This is a genomic window from Gorillibacterium massiliense, from assembly GCF_000455485.1.
GTDB lineage: Bacteria > Bacillota > Bacilli > Paenibacillales > NBRC-103111 > Gorillibacterium > Gorillibacterium massiliense.
This window is the reverse complement of record NZ_CBQR020000141.1, coordinates 84,742-100,400: the sequence shown is the minus strand read 5'-3', so window position 1 is coordinate 100,400 and position 15,659 is coordinate 84,742. Positions and strand designations below refer to the sequence as shown.

The window sequence follows — 15,659 nt, the reverse complement described above, 5'->3', positions numbered from 1 at the left end:
TTTTCTTGAGCCACTTGCGCAGCAAGATGACTGCGATATGATGTTCTTGCAGCCATCTTGCTAGGGGGCTCTTTTTGTTTGCCAATTCCCATATGTCCAAGAGGTTGCTTATGTCCGGCTGCTTCGCTAGACTATGGTTTAGGATTCTTTTTACGAATAGACGATGATCCGGGGGTGAAGAGAATGCCCAGCTTGATATTGGAAGGGGGCACGCTGCGCGCGATCTTCAGCGCCGGCGTGATGGACGCCCTTTTGGACGAAGACTTAATGTTTCCTTATTGTATTGGAGTATCTGCGGGGATCAGCAACGGCTATTCCTACATCTCCAAGCAGAAAAGGCGCAACCTGGAGATTCTCGAAAAATACCGCCACGACAACCGCTATATCGGGGTGCGTAATTTTTTTCGGTGCCGGAGCTTGTTCGGACTGGATTTTATTTTCGGGGAGGTTCCCGGCCGCTTGATTCCTTTCGACACGGACACTTTTAAAAGGTACGAGGGGCGCTTGCTCGTCGGGGTCACCAATGCGAAGACCGGCCAGCCGGAGTACATCGACGGTTTGGAAGCGGATGAACGGTATATGATGCTGCGCGCCACCTGCGCCCTGCCCATCTATTTTCCCGCGATTCAAATAGGCGACAATGACTATTACGACGGGGGCATCTGCGACCCGATTCCTATCCACAAAGCCATTGAGGACGGGAACGAGAAGCACCTCATCGTGTTGACCCAACCCAAAGGGTACAGGAAGGTGTACAGCAAGCGGAACGAAATGGTAGGCAAGCTGCTTAGGCGCAAATACCCCCACTTGGAGAAGGTTCTCGTGACGAGATACGCCAAATACAACGAAACGGTGGAATTTTGCGAGGAATTGGAGAGGGAAGGCCGGGCCGTCATTCTTCGCCCCCAGGGGAATTTGAACAGCTTTGAAAAAGATTTGGACAACCTGAGAGCCAACTGTCAGGAAGGCTACGACCAAGCGATGGAAAAGATGGCGAGCATCCACGGACTGTTTCAATAACGCCGCCCGCCATCATTCCGGGCCGAGATGCTATATTTTCCATGTCCGTTTTTGTGCAAACAACTGGGCGACATGCTACAATATGGATACTATGGACTAGGATTGAATACGGGGGCAAGAGGATGTTCGCGAAACGGCTAAAGGAGTTGCGGAAAAAGAGAAAATTGACCATGCAGGAAGTGGCCGATTATGTAGGCGTGGCCAAAAGTACCTACGCCGGCTACGAATCGGGATACCGCGAGCCGACGCTGGAATCCATTCAGACGATCGCCCGCAAGCTGCGCACGTCTTCCGATTACTTGCTGGGACTGACCGACTATCCGGAACCACCGGCGGAAATGAATCACAACGCCAAAGAATATTTAAGTTACGAGCAATTGCACTGGGACGGAGTCCCTTTGGAAAAAGACGATATCGACCTGATCCGTATCATGCTGGAACGGGTGTTGCGCGACCGGGAGCCCGGAGCCGGGACATCAAAAGAACAGTAACCTACCTCTGCACGATTTGCACCAACCGGTCCTCTGTTTCCTGTTGCTGCTTCAGCTTGGCGACCGCATAAGCTTGCTTCCATTCCTTTATCGTTTTTTCCGGTACACCATCTCCCTCAGCCAGGGCGATCTGCTTCGTAAAAGCTGCGTCGCAGGCTGATTCCGCGGCGGCAAACTCAGATCGCACTTGATCGTTCCATTTTTTCAGCGCTACCGGGTCCTGCCGGTTCAACTGCTTGAAGCTTGATTCAACCCCGCTTACGATCTTCGCCGTATCCTCCATGCAGCTTGTTTGCACCTTTGCGATTTCTTGATTGTAATCTTCCGTTTTTACGGCTGCGCTAGCAGCACCTGCTTGCGGATTTGATCCTGTGCCTGCCGAATGGCCCGCTCCCGCTGCGTTTGGTGTTTCTGCTGTTCCCGGCGTTTTCGTTGCTTCAACCGCGCCAGTTGCAGAGGCATTTTCCCCATGCACTCCTGCTCCGTTCGCCCCGGCTCCCGTTGTTCCCGTTTCCACGGCTGCCTCACCTGGTGCGCTCGTAGCTCCCGCACCAACGTCTGAACCGCCAGCATCCCCGGTATCACCGCCGGCCATTGCCCCCGCTTCACCCCCGGAATCGCCGCTTGAAAGTGGAAGCTTCGTATCATCCCCCAGCTGCAAAAGCTCTCTTGTATCCAAGGTATCACCTGCCGTTGTCGATGAAGGAGGAGCAGACAACGTTTTATCCTGCGAATTCCGCCAATATAACCCCGCCCACACCAAAATCAAAATGACCGTAAGAGCGGCTAATGCCGTATTGACGGCCGATTCTTTCGTAAACCGGCGTCTGCGTTTCTTGCGAATGCGGTGTCTTCCCATTGTTTGTTCACCTCTTTCTGTACCATTTGCGCTTTGTCGCTATTGCATTTTGTACAGGAGAATCGGGGAGTCTCACCTATTCCCGCTGTTTCCATTGTATTTTGTACAAGAGAATGGGGCGATGACTGCAAAATACAGCAACGTTCGCGCATTCTCCTGCACTTTTTACAATGGGGATGAGCAATTCAACTATTATTTGGAAATTCCGTTGCAGATTCTGCAACAGCGATAAGGCGAAGTGCGGTCCTGTCCGGATCGGTTAACGGTTGCCATATCGGCAGTACGTGGTCTCACCCAAACCGGTTAGCAGCCGCACGGACAAAACGCGCGATTCCGTCCGGTTATGGCGCTCTGCCAGCCCGTCGAAACGAATGTGATTGACCACCGTCAAGTGACGCCAAGCACCGTGCGCTTGGAGCTTCGTGCGGTGCTTGGCGTCACAAAACCGGCACCCGTTCCTTGACGCCCTGGTTCAAGCTGGGCCGGCCGACGGAGTAGTAGACGAAGTCCGTTCCGAGCAAATGCTTCTCGTCGAAAACGTTGCGCCCGTCGATCAAAATGGGACGCTGCAAAACCCGCTGCAACTGGAACAGGTCCACCTTGGCAAATTCCTCCCACTCCGTCAAGAGGCAAAGGGCATCCGCGCCTTGGGCGGCTTCCATTGCACTGCCGCACCATTCGACTCCGCTTCGACCGAACAGTTCGCGGAAGCTGTCCATGGCTATCGGGTCATAGGCCTTTACTCTCACCCCGAAGTCCAAAAGCTCGCCGATGATGTCCAGTGCCGGTGAATCCCGCACGTCATCGGTGTTGGGTTTGAAGGAAAGCCCCCATACCGCCACGGTTTTGCCCACAAACTCCCCGTCGAACACCGTGTTCAGCTTGCGGATGACGTTGAACCGCTGGTCTTGGTTCACCTCCACGACGGAGCGCAGCAGCTTGAACTGATAGTCGTAGTTGCCGGCGATTTGGATCAGCGCCCGCGTGTCCTTCGGGAAGCACGAGCCGCCGTAGCCGATTCCCGCGTTCAAAAACGAGGGGCCGATGCGTTTGTCAAAGCCCATGCCACCCGCCACCTGGGTGACGTCGGCGCCGACCTTCTCGCAGATATTCGCGATCTCGTTGATGAACGAAATTTTCGTGGCGAGGAAGGCGTTGGAGGCGTACTTGATCATCTCCGCGCTGCGGATATCCGTGACGACGATTTTTTCCGTCAACGGCTTATGCAGCTGGACCATGATCTCCGCCGCCTCGGGGTTATCCGCGCCGATGACGATCCGGTCGGGAGCCATCGTGTCCTTGATCGCCGAGCCCTCCCGCAAAAATTCCGGCAGCGAGATGCTGTCGAAAGGCTGCTTCGTACGGGAACGAATAACCTCAGCGATCCGTTCGTTGGTGCCGACAGGCACCGTGCTTTTGATTACGATAATCTTACGGCCGTTCATGGCCGCCGCCACTTCCTGCGCCGCTTCCTGGATATAGGCCAGATTCGCTTCGCCGCTCGGCAACGGCGGAGTGCCCACCGCCAGAATAACCACTTCCGACTGGCGTACCGCATCCGCCAAGTCGGAGGTGAAGCTGAGCCGCCCCGCCGCCCGGTTGGAAACGGCCAATTCCTTCAACCCCGGTTCGTAGATCGGGCAGCCACCCGCATTGAGCACCTCGATTTTGCTGGAATCTTTGTCCACGCAGATAACCCGGTTGCCCAGTTCGGCGAAGCAAACGCCTGAAACAAGTCCGACATATCCGGTTCCGATTACTGTTATGTTCATAGTTTCGCGCTCCTTCGCTCGCTGCGCCGTTTATGCATGGCGAAGCTGAATAATTTCGTTCCAATCAAAAGCAAGCCGGACAATATCCTCTTCCACCAGCTTGGTTCCCGTTTGCACCTCGATGATTTCCATTTCCGTCACCGCCCGCAGGCTGTGCCGGTTGTTGCGGGAAATAACCAAAACGTCTCCTGTCCGCACCGTCCGGAAGTCGCCGTTCATCACCATCTCGCCATGACCGGAAATCACCGTCCACACCTCATCCCGCAGTTGATGGTATTGGTAGCTGAGATTTTGGCCGGATGCGACGCAGATCCGTTTGGTCAGCACCTGCCGGCCGTCGGGATATTTCAAGTAGTCCAGCACCCGATAGCTGCCCCACCGGCGCTCCTCGTACATCGGACGCTGGTCGTCATGCTTCATCACTTCCTTGATCATCGGGCTGGCTGACTTGTCCGCCACCAAAATCCCGTCAGGGCTTGCCGCCACAACCACATCAGATAACCCCAACAGGGTAATGGGGATGTCCAGCTCGTTCACCACGTGGGTATTACTGGAAACACCTCCGATGATTCCTTTGCCGATGACCGGAGTATCCATCTGCTCCGTAAGGGTGTTCCACGTCCCGAGGTCCTTCCATTCCCCTTCGTAAGGCAGCGCGACGATTCGGCTCGCCCGCTCGACGATTTCATAGTCAAAGCTCGTTTTCGGCAGCGTGCTGTACTTCTTCGCCATCTCCTCGTATTGGATAGGGTGACCGCCTACAATCAAGAGGTTGATGAGGAAATCCAGCCGAAAAGCAAAAACGCCGCAATTCCAAAGCGCCGCCTGTTCGATCATGGCTTCTGCTTCTTCCTTGCGGGGTTTTTCTTTAAAGCTATGGACGGTGAAAAAATCTTCGTTGCCTTCTACTGTCTTCGCCATTCCTCCATCAGACGGTGCTACGGGAACGATATAGCCGTATTTTTCCGACGGATACGTGGGCTTCACACCCATCAGCGCCAGATCAGCGCCGGAAGCGGCCAGCACCCGTTCCAATTCCTTCGTTTTCTCGAAAAAAGTATCTTCCACATAAGGATCGACGGGCATGACGACGATGGTCTCGTCTAAGCTCGCGCCGACGACGGAGTAGAGATAAACGGCGGCCAAGGCAATGGCCGGATAAGTGTCCCGCCGCTCCGGCTCGGTGATGATCTCGATTTCGCTGCCCAATTGGCTGTACATCATCTCTACCTGGCCTTCGCCGGTGGCAATGTAAGCATCTCGGCGAAGACCGGATCGGTCAAGCTGCTGCCACACCCGCTGCACCATGGATTCCAGTTCGCCATTATCGTTTTCCAACACCTTCAAAAATTGCTTCGAGCGGGATTCGTTGGAAAGCGGCCACAACCGTTTTCCCGAACCTCCCGACAGAATCACCAATTTCATCTTGCCACCTCCTGCTGGAATTAGTTAAAACGTTACATGCGCCTAAACCGAACGCTGTGATTCTAGCTGCGGTGGAACGCTCTCCGACACCAACCGAGCGGACTCGACGCCACGTGTCCAGGTGTGGAAATAGCCGGAGTTTTTGCCGTAGGAGTTGTCTAATAACGTATTCGGCTTATCCAGCAAACACGATAAAATATGGCCGTGCAGCCGAGACGTCTCCACGCTGCGGTAGCCGCTGAAGCGCCGGATTGCTTTATTCACGAGATAATCGCTGTATTTTCCCCAGATGGCGTCCAGCAGAGCAGTCGCACTGCCTTTTTTCATCAAGCGTCCGATGACGTTGATTCCTTTTCGCTCCAGCCGGTTGTAAAGAGTCGCCCAATCCAGGAAATCCCCGCCGCCAGCCCGATTGTTCGGTTCTTCCGCGCACCCTTCTCCCCCGGCTTTTTCGATATCCGTGCGCAGGAACAACAAAAGGTCCTTCTGCGGTCTAGCCATCGGCTTTATCGGCCATAGCTGGTGCGCCATGTCCGGCGAAAGCCTAATATGGCACGAGTGAAACCGCTCAGAGGCTAGTTCATAGGATAAAGTATCGCGGACGAAGAGATGTACATCGGGATGCCGGTTGAAGATGCTGGCCGTATAGTTGAGCTCCGATTCCTTACGGTAAAAAATCGTCTGCGGCAGAATGACGATCCGGTGCCCGGTATAGTCGGCCACAATCTTTTCCCGCAGCATTTGATGAACGGGGTAAAGATCGCCGAAATTGCCGCCGCCCTGAAGGACGATAATCGTTCCTTTGGGGATGCTCAGCTTGTCGGGAAAATTCAAGGCGCTGTAACGGGCTTGCACCTGAATATGATGGTCCCGGAAAAACGCCTCCGCTCCCTTCATGATCAACAAGTCCCCGCCGTTGTTATAAACGGGATAATCCACATAGTAAATGCTAGAGCCCGGAGGAATGGCCTGCAAAATGCCATCCAGCCGGCGCTTCAATCCTTCCATCGGGTGAATCTCCGGTCCAACCGGTATCTCTCCTAGCAGCTCTCTTTCCGCCAGCACCCTTCCTCACCTCTTTCATGTTCAAAAAAACAGCGCCTCTAGCGCCGTTATCGTTTGTCTCGTCTTTTCAGCTTGGCATTCACGCGGTCCAGCAAAAAGCGGAAATCATCTCCCGCAAACATCAAGCTTCGCAGCCTCACCTGAAAGACCATGCGCATGGACGTCAGCGTTACCGCCAAACGAATGACGGCGCCGATGATCAAGGCAAGAGCTATGCCGTTCAACCCGTAGAGGGGAGTCAGCAGGAAGAACAAGCCGATGGTCGCCGCCAGGGCGATCAACTGCCGGACCAGCACCAAATCGGGACGTCCCATGGCGTTAAAGGCGGATGCCAAAATCCACGATCCACCGCCCAATATGCATTCGATGGACAGCAGGTAAAAGGCCGTGCTCGCTTCCAAAAACGGCGCGCCAAAGAGCACGCCCATCAGAAAGCGGCCGATGAACATGCACGGAATGACGACGATGGTCATCAGGATCATCGACAGCCGGAAGGCCCGGCCAACCGTTGCGATGATCTTATCCTTGTCCATCCCTGTAACCTGGGGAAAAATGACGTTGGCGATAGCCGTCTGCACGACGTTAAATACCCGGGACAGCGCGTAGACCACGGTGTACAAGCCCAAGTCCCTTGCCGTCAAAAGCGACAGGATCATCAGCTTGTCGAACTGCCCGTACAGAGTACCGAGCAGCTCCACTCCGAACACTTTGCTGCCGTAGCCGAACAGCGCCTTCGCCGCCACCCGGTTTCCCAATCCCCGGAACCACGGAATCTTTAAGGAATCCCGGATGCTGTACAGCGACCACACGATCACCGCAACGCTTGTCACCAGAAAAACGCCGGAAGCAAGATGCAAATTCAGATTGCCGGCCAGCCAGAGAACCAGAAGTCCCACCAGATTGAACAGCGGAATGTACAGCCGCACGCCGTTGTAAATATTGAATCTGCCTGTGCTTTGGGCGAGAGCCGAAATCAGGTTGACCGCAAGCAACACCGGCAGCATCGTCACCGTGTACCATCTGGCCGTATTGACGACGGCGTCCGGGTAATTCCCCAACCAATGCGGGAGAAAGGTCCAGGAAACAACGCCCACTACCACGCTCACCGGGATTTGAAAAAGGAAGCCGGCTCTGACGAAGTCCGCGCCAATACCGGCGTCTTTGTTGTTTTTCATGTTGTAGATCAGCGAGGTCGGCAGCCCGAACCCGACCAATCCGGCCAAAAGAGTCGGCCAAAACAGGATAGCGGAAAACTCCCCTTTCCCGGCAACCCCGAACATGCGGGCGGTGACGATGGAGGTCAAGGTGCTGATAACCATCACCAGCAAATTGGCTGCGCTTGTGCGCATGATCGTCTGCACGAGCCCTTTGCTTTTCCATCCGCTACCAGCCTTTACCGCAACTTGTTCCATGCCCATCAACCACCCTTGCCGCTGTAACGCAGGATGCCGACAAGCGATCCGTTGCGGTAACAGATTTTCACGATCTGGCGGATGAAGCTTTTAAAGCTTTTAAAGTAGAAAATGGAGATAAGAGACGCTCCCACCGCCTGCAGCATGCGAACCGAATGTTTGAGTACGGCCACATAACTGTGGTCCTGACTCCGCACGGCATCGCCTACCCCCTGCCAGAACATCCGCTTCAGGAACCATTTTTTTGTCGTCCGCTCCCGGGAGACTTTATGGCTGACTGCGCCACACGGCGTGTAATAGACTTTATAATGCTCGCGCATGCGGGCGATCAGCTCGCTTTCCTCGCTGGACAAAAGCTTCCGGCCTACCCGGCCCAAGTCCTCGCGAAAGGGCTGAATCTGCCTGAACACGCTGAGCCGGAAGGCGACATTGGCTCCATACGGAATGTGTGGCGGAGGCATTTCGGTCACCTCGTCCGCGTAATCCAGGACGGTGAACACCGATCTATGCTCCTCAGGGACCCAATCCGGTTCCCCGCCTTCCCAGATGGGGTCGATTCTGCCGCCGACGCAGCCGATGGCCGCATCCTGTTCGAACACCTCCACGATATGCCGCACCCAATCCCTGGAGGCGATAGCGTCATCGTCGAGAAACAGGATGATCTCACCCCGGGCTTCGCCGATCGCCCGGTTGCGGGCGACGGACAAGCCCAGCCGGTCTTCCCGGATATAACGGATGCGCGGGCCATATTGCTTTTGCAGGCTTTGCACCACCTCGGGGGTATCGTCCGTCGAGCCGTTGTCGACCACGACGATTTCAATCTCTGCAGCGGGATAGCTTTGCCGCATCACGCTCTCAACCGCCTCGCCCGTGTCCTTTCCCCGGTTATGGGTGCATATCGCAACCGTTGCTTTCATGCCCTTCAATCACCTCCAGCCCAGATAGACATCTTTCGTTTGCTGCGCGATGTTACTCCACTCCAGTTCTTTCAGCAGTTCCTCGTAGCGGGGCCGTTTTTTGGCACGCTTCATCTCCATCGCCCGAATCATCGCCTCGGCGAGTCCTTCTTGATCAGTTGGATCGTAGGCGACGACCATATCCTCGGATGAATATTCCCGAATAAAATCGTTTTCCGGCATGACGATCCGCTTTTTAAAAGACAGCCCCAATATCGCCGAGCCCGAAGTGGTGATTTCCTTATAGGGCATAACCATCACGTCGGCAGCGTCCAGGAGGTCAGCGACTTCCTCATTGGGAATAAAGCGCAGCTCCAAAATAAGCCCCGCCGTATCGGATCGCCCTCGCAAATATGATTGCATCTCTGAGTCGGCTTTGCCGGCGACGATCAGGTAAGGGGAACCCGATCTCGTGGTGGAACACACCTTGCGAAAGGCTTCCACCAAATCCTCGACTCCCTTGTACGCCTTGATGGAGCCGAGAAAAAGATACACATCGGCATCCTTGCCAATGCCGTAGGACTGTCGGACATCATGGCCCAGCCGCTTGTACACATCCCGGTAATGGCCATGCTTGACCACAAAAAGCTTTGACGCCGGAACGCCGAACTCCCTCATCACCGTCATTTTGATGGACGCGGAGGCTACGATCAGCTTGCTGCAAAACCGGCAGATCAGCTTTCGCATGAACTTTTCCAGACGCGGATACTTGACGTGATGCGGATAAAGATTATGGATCGTCCACACCAGTTCAATGTTGCGCAGTTTCAAGTAAGTCAGCGTCAAGAGAAATAGGGCCGATTTTACGAGAAACACGAGCAGATTCTCATGCTGATAAGCGTGATGCATCCAGTGGATATGCACGATATCTCCGGGCCGAGCTTGCCCAACTTGCAAAAACAGCCGTCCGTGATGTAGATCTTCAATCTCAAGCCCGGCCTCGCTTAAGGAGCCCGTTAGCAAATCGTTGTACAGGTTTAAGTCGCTGGACTTCGGCCACATCCATACTTTCATCCCACAACTCTCCCTTGATGAATTTCTTGTATGTGCTGTCTAACCGCCGAAACTGCGGACAATTTAGACTTACGGTCGCTGTTGTTTTCGGATTTCTCGATTAGAGTCGCTTATAAAGGATGAAATCCGAAAACAAAGGCGAACGCTAACGCTCCTTCAGTCCAAATTTCCTCCGTTTCTGCTTTTGATAGCCGTTTACTTGCCACAAGCCGCGCTCATTCGTACCGGCGAATCCAGCCTTCCGGCACCCGGATGTCCCGGATGACCTTGGCGGGCGTGCCGCCGGCCAGCACATTCGCCGGGATGCTGCGGGTCACGACACTTCCTGCCGCGATCACCGTATTGTCGCCGACGGTCACCCCCGGCAGGATCACCGCGCCCCGGCCGATCCAGACGTTGTCTCCGATAACGATCTCTTTGCTGGCGGTGCAGTCGTCGGCGTCCACCGGATGGAAGTTGGAATCCATGATGTTGACCATCGGCCCGACAATGGTATGGCTGCCGATGCAGATGGACCGGGTACAGCCGATGTCCAGCCCGTAATTGAAAAACACGCTGTCACCCACCTGCAGCCTGGCCCCTTTTTCGACGGTGATGGAAGAAGGGAACGGCTTGCCGTAAAAGGAGACATTACGGCCGATATTGAACTCGCCCTTGTTGCGAATAGAGAGCCGCCCCGTGATCCGCCCCAGCCACCCGGCAGGCTTAGCGCGAAGGCGCAAAACGGCCGCTCCCTTCAGAACGGCCGGCAGCTTGCCGATGCGACGCGGAACCGTTAACTCGCTCATCGGCTAAGCTCCCCGACCGCTTTGGCCTGCACCGGCTCCGCCAGCAATTGCCGGTAGAGTTCCTCCACCTTGCGGGCGATGGCGCTCATGTTGAAATCCGTCATCACATGGTGAAACCCTTCCTGGGCCAGCCGGTCATACTCCACTTGCCTGTCGTAAAATCCGGCAAGCACCCGGCTCAGCTCCTTCACGTCCCCATCCTTCACGATGAAGCCGCCGCCCGCTTGTTGTATAATCTCCGGAGCTCCGCCGGAATCGGAAACGATAACCGGGGTCCCGGCCAGCAGCGACTCGATGATCACCCGGCCGAAGGGTTCGTTCCGGGAAAAATTCACCGTCACATCGCATTCCCCCATCACCTCGAGAGGCTTTGGTGAATAGCCGTAAAAGATGACGTTCCGCTCCAGCCCGTACTCCTTCACTTTCGCTATCATATCGTCGTAATACCGATCCGAGCCGTCAACGGAAGCGTCGCCGACGATCAGCAGCCTCCAGCGGGTTTTCCCGACATCGGCCAGACGCTTGACCGCTTCGATCACCAGATCGTACCGTTTCCACTCGACGATCCGCCCGAAGGTGCCGACAACCAGTGTCCCGTCTTCCTTGAACCGGCGCGTTTTTACCGGAGCAAGCGTTGGGTCGATGCCGTTGTAGATGACCGTTTTGTTTTGGGTATGCAGGGAATCCGCGACAAACCGGGAAATGCAGATCACTTGGTGAAAAAAACGAGGCAATACCCGGTTGAACATAAGCAGATGGGTATGATCCCGGTGATGCCACACCAGCTTGCATTTCGCCGTGAATTTTAGCGGCGCGGCGTACCAGGGAGCCCTCCAGCCGTTGGCATGGACGATATCCACTTCCCGTTCCTTCACAAATCGCTGAATCTGCATGACCGTATTCAGGTAGCCAAAGCCCAGTTTCTTCTTGATGCTGTTCAGCCGCAAAGGAAAGTGCTCATAATCAGCCCGGATTTCCTGCAAAAAATTCGCATCCGGAGGTGCCAGCAAAGAAATCCGAAAGGCGGACGGATCCAGGTAATTGATGAGGTGGATCAGGCTCTGCTCGGCGCCTCCTTTTTTGACCGCGTGGGTGATAAACAGGATATGGGTTTTTCTCGTTAAATGGATATTTGGGGTCTCCATCACAACACCTGCTTCATCGGGTAGCCGGCATTCATCTCATCCATGAACTGTACCAGCGACTCTTTTTGGTTATAGTTTTTGCGGATGAACCGCTGGGAGGCTTCCAAAAGCGCCCGGGCTTTCACCGGCTGATCCAGGAGCAGTTTAATCTTTTGGGAAAAATCCTCCGGATCGTCAGCGACCAGAATTTGCTCCCCGGGAACAAGCCCGGTACCCTCGCAGCCGATGGAAGTGGAGATCACCGGCAGCCCGTTTTGAATGGCTTCGATGGTCTTCAGCTTGACCCCAGCACCATTGCGCATCGGGTTGACGAAAAGATAGCCGCCGGCATAAATGTCGTCCAGTTTTTCCGGTGTATCGTGTACGGTCACCCGGGCCAAATCGTACTCCTCCAGCCAGGAAAGTCCCATCTTTCGGCTGTTCCCCGCCACGACGAAGGAGTAGTCCGGATCTGCCAGCAGATGCGGATGGACATGCCGCAAATACCAAACGATGGCTTCCCGGTTATTGGGCATAAACAGGGAACCGATAAACACGACCCGCTTGTGCCCGAAGGTCCCCGTCTTGAAGTTCTCTTTCGTTACTGGAGGCGGCAAAAACCGACTCACAGCCTCGGGGTGCATCTTGCGGAAGCCGTCGTATTCCTTGCTGGAGATAAACCAGTAATGGTTCACTCTTCGCCGCATTTTCTTTTGCAGCACCGTGAACTTGCCACTCTCCATCCGATAGTAGAGCCGATGCAGCGGACTCTTGGCGCTTCGTCCCAACGCCTTGAAATAGGCGGCCTCGTCGTTGTGTACCCGCAAAACGGGAACCGCCTGCTTCCGGTTCGGGTTGTCGAGAATGGGATAGACATAATCTCCCTCCAGCAGCACGTAATTGTAATCCTCGTCGATGTTCACGGCCCTCAACTCTTTGCGGGACTTCACCTGCATCGGCAGGCGGTGCAGCATATCCGTTAGGCTTCGGCGGCGAGGACACAACATGATTTTTTTCACATACCGGGAGACGATGCCGAGGGCTTCCTCGGACGGGATTTCCTTACCGCAAACCACAAGATGCACCGTCCACCCCAGCTCCGCCATGGTCTTTATTCGTCCCCATGTGTCCACCCGGGCTCCATGATCAGCGGGGTAGGGAAAATCACTGCAAGCTACAAGAATCTTCATGAGTCTTCCCCCGATGCTTTGGAATGATCGGCTTCATGGTTGCCCGACAATGCACTGATAAAGGCAAACAACAGCCAAATTTCATATTTGATTTCAAGAACGACGAACAAGAGCGATAGCAGCGTGAAAACAAGCGCCATAAACAGGATGAGACTCGATTTCACTTTACCGATCAAATGCTTCGTCATGAGATAAAAGAACGCCACCGCAGGGATTCCGCCGAACATGATCCATTGGAACAACCCCGATTTGACGCCGAGGTTTTTATCGGAACCGGAATACTGCATCAGCTCGCTCGCGTTGATCTGGCTTAAGCCGAAAACGTTGTAATAGAACTTGGTCATGAAGCTGATGGAATCACTTAAATACCGTTCAAAATAGATCAAATACGCTCCCGTGCCGACGCCGAACGGATGATGGAGCACCGTAACGATGGCAATGACAATGGTACCCATCCGCGTAACGGAGGAGGTGTAATTCTGAATATCGTTATTGAAGGAAGTCAGCACACCGGCGGCAAAGGAGGCAATCATGTAGTACATGGCCGCAACGGCGACGATCAAGAGCAGAAAGTTCTTCTTTTTGCGGAAATCGAGAAACTTCAGCATCGCCGCGATCAAAGTCAGCAAAAAGACGATCAAAAACCCTTTCGAGCCGGTTACCGACAGGTAAAAGACAAAGAAGCCCGCTACGTATAACATGGACAGCACCTTCGCGAAGCTGCTCAAGTAACGGCTCAAATAAACGAGGATACCCGTGTACACGACAACGATAGTCCCCGTCGTGCTGCTCTCCGACGTCAGCAGCCGGACCCGCCAGTATGGACCGCTGCCGGCATGGAGAAAGGGAAGGGCGTTCGGCATGCTGGCCATCTCCAGGATCATGATAACCAGCAGCAGGGTCACCACGGATAAGAAACACCCGTATAAAAGCCGGAAGCTCCCCAGCTTCGCGATCACAAGCTGCACATGCCGCACATAGAGCAAGATCAGCGTGAAGTAGAAAAGCACTTTCACTGCTTTACCCAGCAGATTTTCCGAACCGAAGCTGTAGCTTCCTTGCAAAAATTGGACAAGGACATACGCCATGCTGACAAAGAGCAGATACAGGATGAAGCCGAATAAGTATTTCTGCAGCTTGGAGACGTGCAGTACCCGCTTGTGTTTGGACAGCATGGCAATTTCGCAAAAAACGAACAGCGGGGTGAACAGCACCATGGGCGACCGGCCGATTTCACCGATGGAGTTGGCCAGGGGGAAATCCTGATAGACGGTGACGGCCAGCAGCAGACAGGCGTAAAGGGCGAGCGCCAGCCGCTCCAAGCCGATGGCAGGCTTTGCCGGAGCCAGCGGTCGGACGAGCTTCAAGCCTACGCTCATCGCCGGTCAACTCCTGTAAGCTTCGGGAGGCTTTGCACGCTGCCTTGATATTCCCCGTCCGAATGGAGCAGCGCCTGCTCGTAGATCCGCTCGATCTGCCGGTTCATGCGGTCCGCATGAAACTTCTCCTCGAAGATTTTCCTGCCGGCCTTCCCCATAGCCGCAAGCTTGATCTTATCCAACCCCTCAATAATGGCAGCCCATTCATCCAGCTTGTCAAAATCAAAGACATACCCGTTAACCCCATGCTGGACGATTTCCGGCAGCGCTCCGCGGTTGCTGACGATGACCGGTTTACCGTTGCGCAGCGCCTCGATGGCGACGATGCCGAAGCCCTCCCAGCGGGAAGGCACGATGACAGCGTCGCAAGCTTGCATATACCGGTCGATCTCCGCGTTATCCACCCACCCAAGCCGTACGGTGTTGTCCGGAAATGCATATTCCTGATGTTTCAACACAGTATCGCCGACCAAGTGTAAAACGACATTCGCAAAGGAATGCTCGTTGAACAGCGTGAGCAGCCGGTCGAAGCCCTTTTGCCGGTCGAAGCGGCCGACATAGAGTAAATTGATCTTTTCATCGTTCACTTCATAGGGTGAAAGAGTAGACGGCAGCCGCGCATCCGACACTCCGTTGTACACTGCGACAGCTTTCCGGGAGGAAATGCCGCGGTCGAGCGCCGCTTGATGCTCATGCTGCGAGATGCTGATGATCACGTCGGTCTTAAGCGACAGCAGCTTTTCCACCCGGGCAAAAACGCTCCGCTTCCATCGCCCAGTATCCATCAGGAACGCCCAGCCATGGGCACAGTAGACAACAACCGGCCGCTTCCGCTTGAAAAAAAGCAACGTCCGCAGGAACAAACCCGCGAACGTCCCGTGGACATGCACGATATCCGGTTTCACTTGGCGAAGCGCCCGGTTGATGGCGGCCATTGTCTTGAGAATATACTTGGGATTTCTGCGGTATGGATATAAAACCAAACGCTCCGGAGGGATCTCAAGGGTGCCGGGATTGGAAATCTGCTCGGCAGCCATCAGATAGACGTCATGGTGATCGGCCTGATACTTCAGTACTTCATTCAAGTGGGTTTCAATGCCGCCCTTGGTGAACTCTGACAGGTGCAGGACTTTTGCCATTCTCTCCCCTCCATCTAAGTATGAA

At 54.7% G+C, this 15,659-nt stretch carries 15 protein-coding genes; 2 read left to right on the top strand and 13 right to left on the bottom strand.

Translation table 11 applies throughout. The features are described 5' to 3' along the window. Window positions 1-183: 183 nt before the first annotated feature. Together TJ79_RS18895 and TJ79_RS18890 are read left to right on the top strand one after the other, a co-directional pair. Window positions 184-1,020, top strand: coding sequence for a patatin-like phospholipase family protein (locus tag TJ79_RS18895; protein ID WP_040951887.1), 837 nt, complete (start codon window positions 184-186; stop codon window positions 1,018-1,020). A 122-nt stretch (window positions 1,021-1,142) separates the two neighbouring features. Next, on the top strand, window positions 1,143-1,511 hold the full coding sequence (locus TJ79_RS18890; RefSeq protein ID WP_040951886.1) for a helix-turn-helix domain-containing protein: 369 nt from the start codon (window positions 1,143-1,145) through the stop codon (window positions 1,509-1,511). Between the two features lies 1 nt (window position 1,512). Here the strand turns inward: TJ79_RS18890 and TJ79_RS26145 are convergent, their stop codons facing one another. The 13 genes from TJ79_RS26145 to TJ79_RS18825 form a co-directional block, all read right to left on the bottom strand. Next, window positions 1,513-2,370, bottom strand: a complete 858-nt coding sequence (locus TJ79_RS26145) for a hypothetical protein (RefSeq protein ID WP_052339748.1) — start codon at window positions 2,368-2,370, stop codon at window positions 1,513-1,515. Window positions 2,371-2,629: 259 nt separating this feature from the next. Continuing rightward, complete coding sequence (locus TJ79_RS28475) at window positions 2,630-2,761, bottom strand: hypothetical protein (RefSeq protein ID WP_272944757.1); 132 nt, start codon at window positions 2,759-2,761, stop codon at window positions 2,630-2,632. Window positions 2,762-2,807: 46 nt separating this feature from the next. After that, window positions 2,808-4,142 carry a UDP-glucose dehydrogenase family protein gene (locus tag TJ79_RS18875; RefSeq protein WP_040951883.1) on the bottom strand — a complete coding sequence of 445 codons (1,335 nt, stop codon included), beginning with the start codon at window positions 4,140-4,142 and terminating at the stop codon, window positions 2,808-2,810. Window positions 4,143-4,172: 30 nt separating this feature from the next. Continuing rightward, window positions 4,173-5,567, bottom strand: a complete 1,395-nt coding sequence (locus tag TJ79_RS18870) for a sugar phosphate nucleotidyltransferase (protein WP_040951882.1) — start codon at window positions 5,565-5,567, stop codon at window positions 4,173-4,175. A gap of 42 nt (window positions 5,568-5,609) precedes the next feature. Further along, window positions 5,610-6,575, bottom strand: coding sequence for a polysaccharide pyruvyl transferase family protein (locus TJ79_RS18865; protein ID WP_040951909.1), 966 nt, complete (start codon window positions 6,573-6,575; stop codon window positions 5,610-5,612). A 104-nt stretch (window positions 6,576-6,679) separates the two neighbouring features. After that, window positions 6,680-8,044 carry an oligosaccharide flippase family protein gene (locus TJ79_RS18860; protein ID WP_040951908.1) on the bottom strand — a complete coding sequence of 455 codons (1,365 nt, stop codon included), beginning with the start codon at window positions 8,042-8,044 and terminating at the stop codon, window positions 6,680-6,682. Between the two features lie 5 nt (window positions 8,045-8,049). Beyond that, the gene (locus TJ79_RS18855; protein WP_040951881.1) at window positions 8,050-8,961 is read right to left on the bottom strand and encodes a glycosyltransferase; all 912 of its coding nucleotides are present in this window, start codon (window positions 8,959-8,961) and stop codon (window positions 8,050-8,052) included. A gap of 9 nt (window positions 8,962-8,970) precedes the next feature. Beyond that, entirely contained in the window at window positions 8,971-10,014 is a 1,044-nt protein-coding gene (locus tag TJ79_RS18850; RefSeq protein ID WP_040951880.1) for a glycosyltransferase family 4 protein, read from the bottom strand. 215 nt (window positions 10,015-10,229) lie between these two features. Continuing rightward, a complete protein-coding gene (locus TJ79_RS18845; RefSeq protein ID WP_052339747.1) occupies window positions 10,230-10,802 on the bottom strand; it encodes a DapH/DapD/GlmU-related protein in 573 nt (190 codons plus the stop codon). Beyond that, window positions 10,799-11,947, bottom strand: coding sequence for a glycosyltransferase family 4 protein (locus tag TJ79_RS18840; protein WP_040951879.1), 1,149 nt, complete (start codon window positions 11,945-11,947; stop codon window positions 10,799-10,801). Before TJ79_RS18840 ends, TJ79_RS18845 begins: the two co-directional genes overlap by 4 nt. Further along, window positions 11,947-13,116, bottom strand: coding sequence for a glycosyltransferase family 4 protein (locus tag TJ79_RS18835; RefSeq protein ID WP_040951878.1), 1,170 nt, complete (start codon window positions 13,114-13,116; stop codon window positions 11,947-11,949). The genes TJ79_RS18840 and TJ79_RS18835 overlap by 1 nt, the downstream gene beginning before the upstream one ends. Further along, window positions 13,113-14,495 (bottom strand): hypothetical protein, encoded by a 1,383-nt coding sequence (locus tag TJ79_RS18830; RefSeq protein WP_040951877.1) that lies wholly within the window; start codon window positions 14,493-14,495, stop codon window positions 13,113-13,115. Before TJ79_RS18830 ends, TJ79_RS18835 begins: the two co-directional genes overlap by 4 nt. Continuing rightward, window positions 14,492-15,634 carry a glycosyltransferase family 4 protein gene (locus tag TJ79_RS18825; RefSeq protein ID WP_081757006.1) on the bottom strand — a complete coding sequence of 381 codons (1,143 nt, stop codon included), beginning with the start codon at window positions 15,632-15,634 and terminating at the stop codon, window positions 14,492-14,494. Before TJ79_RS18825 ends, TJ79_RS18830 begins: the two co-directional genes overlap by 4 nt. Between the last annotated feature and the right edge of the window lie 25 nt (window positions 15,635-15,659).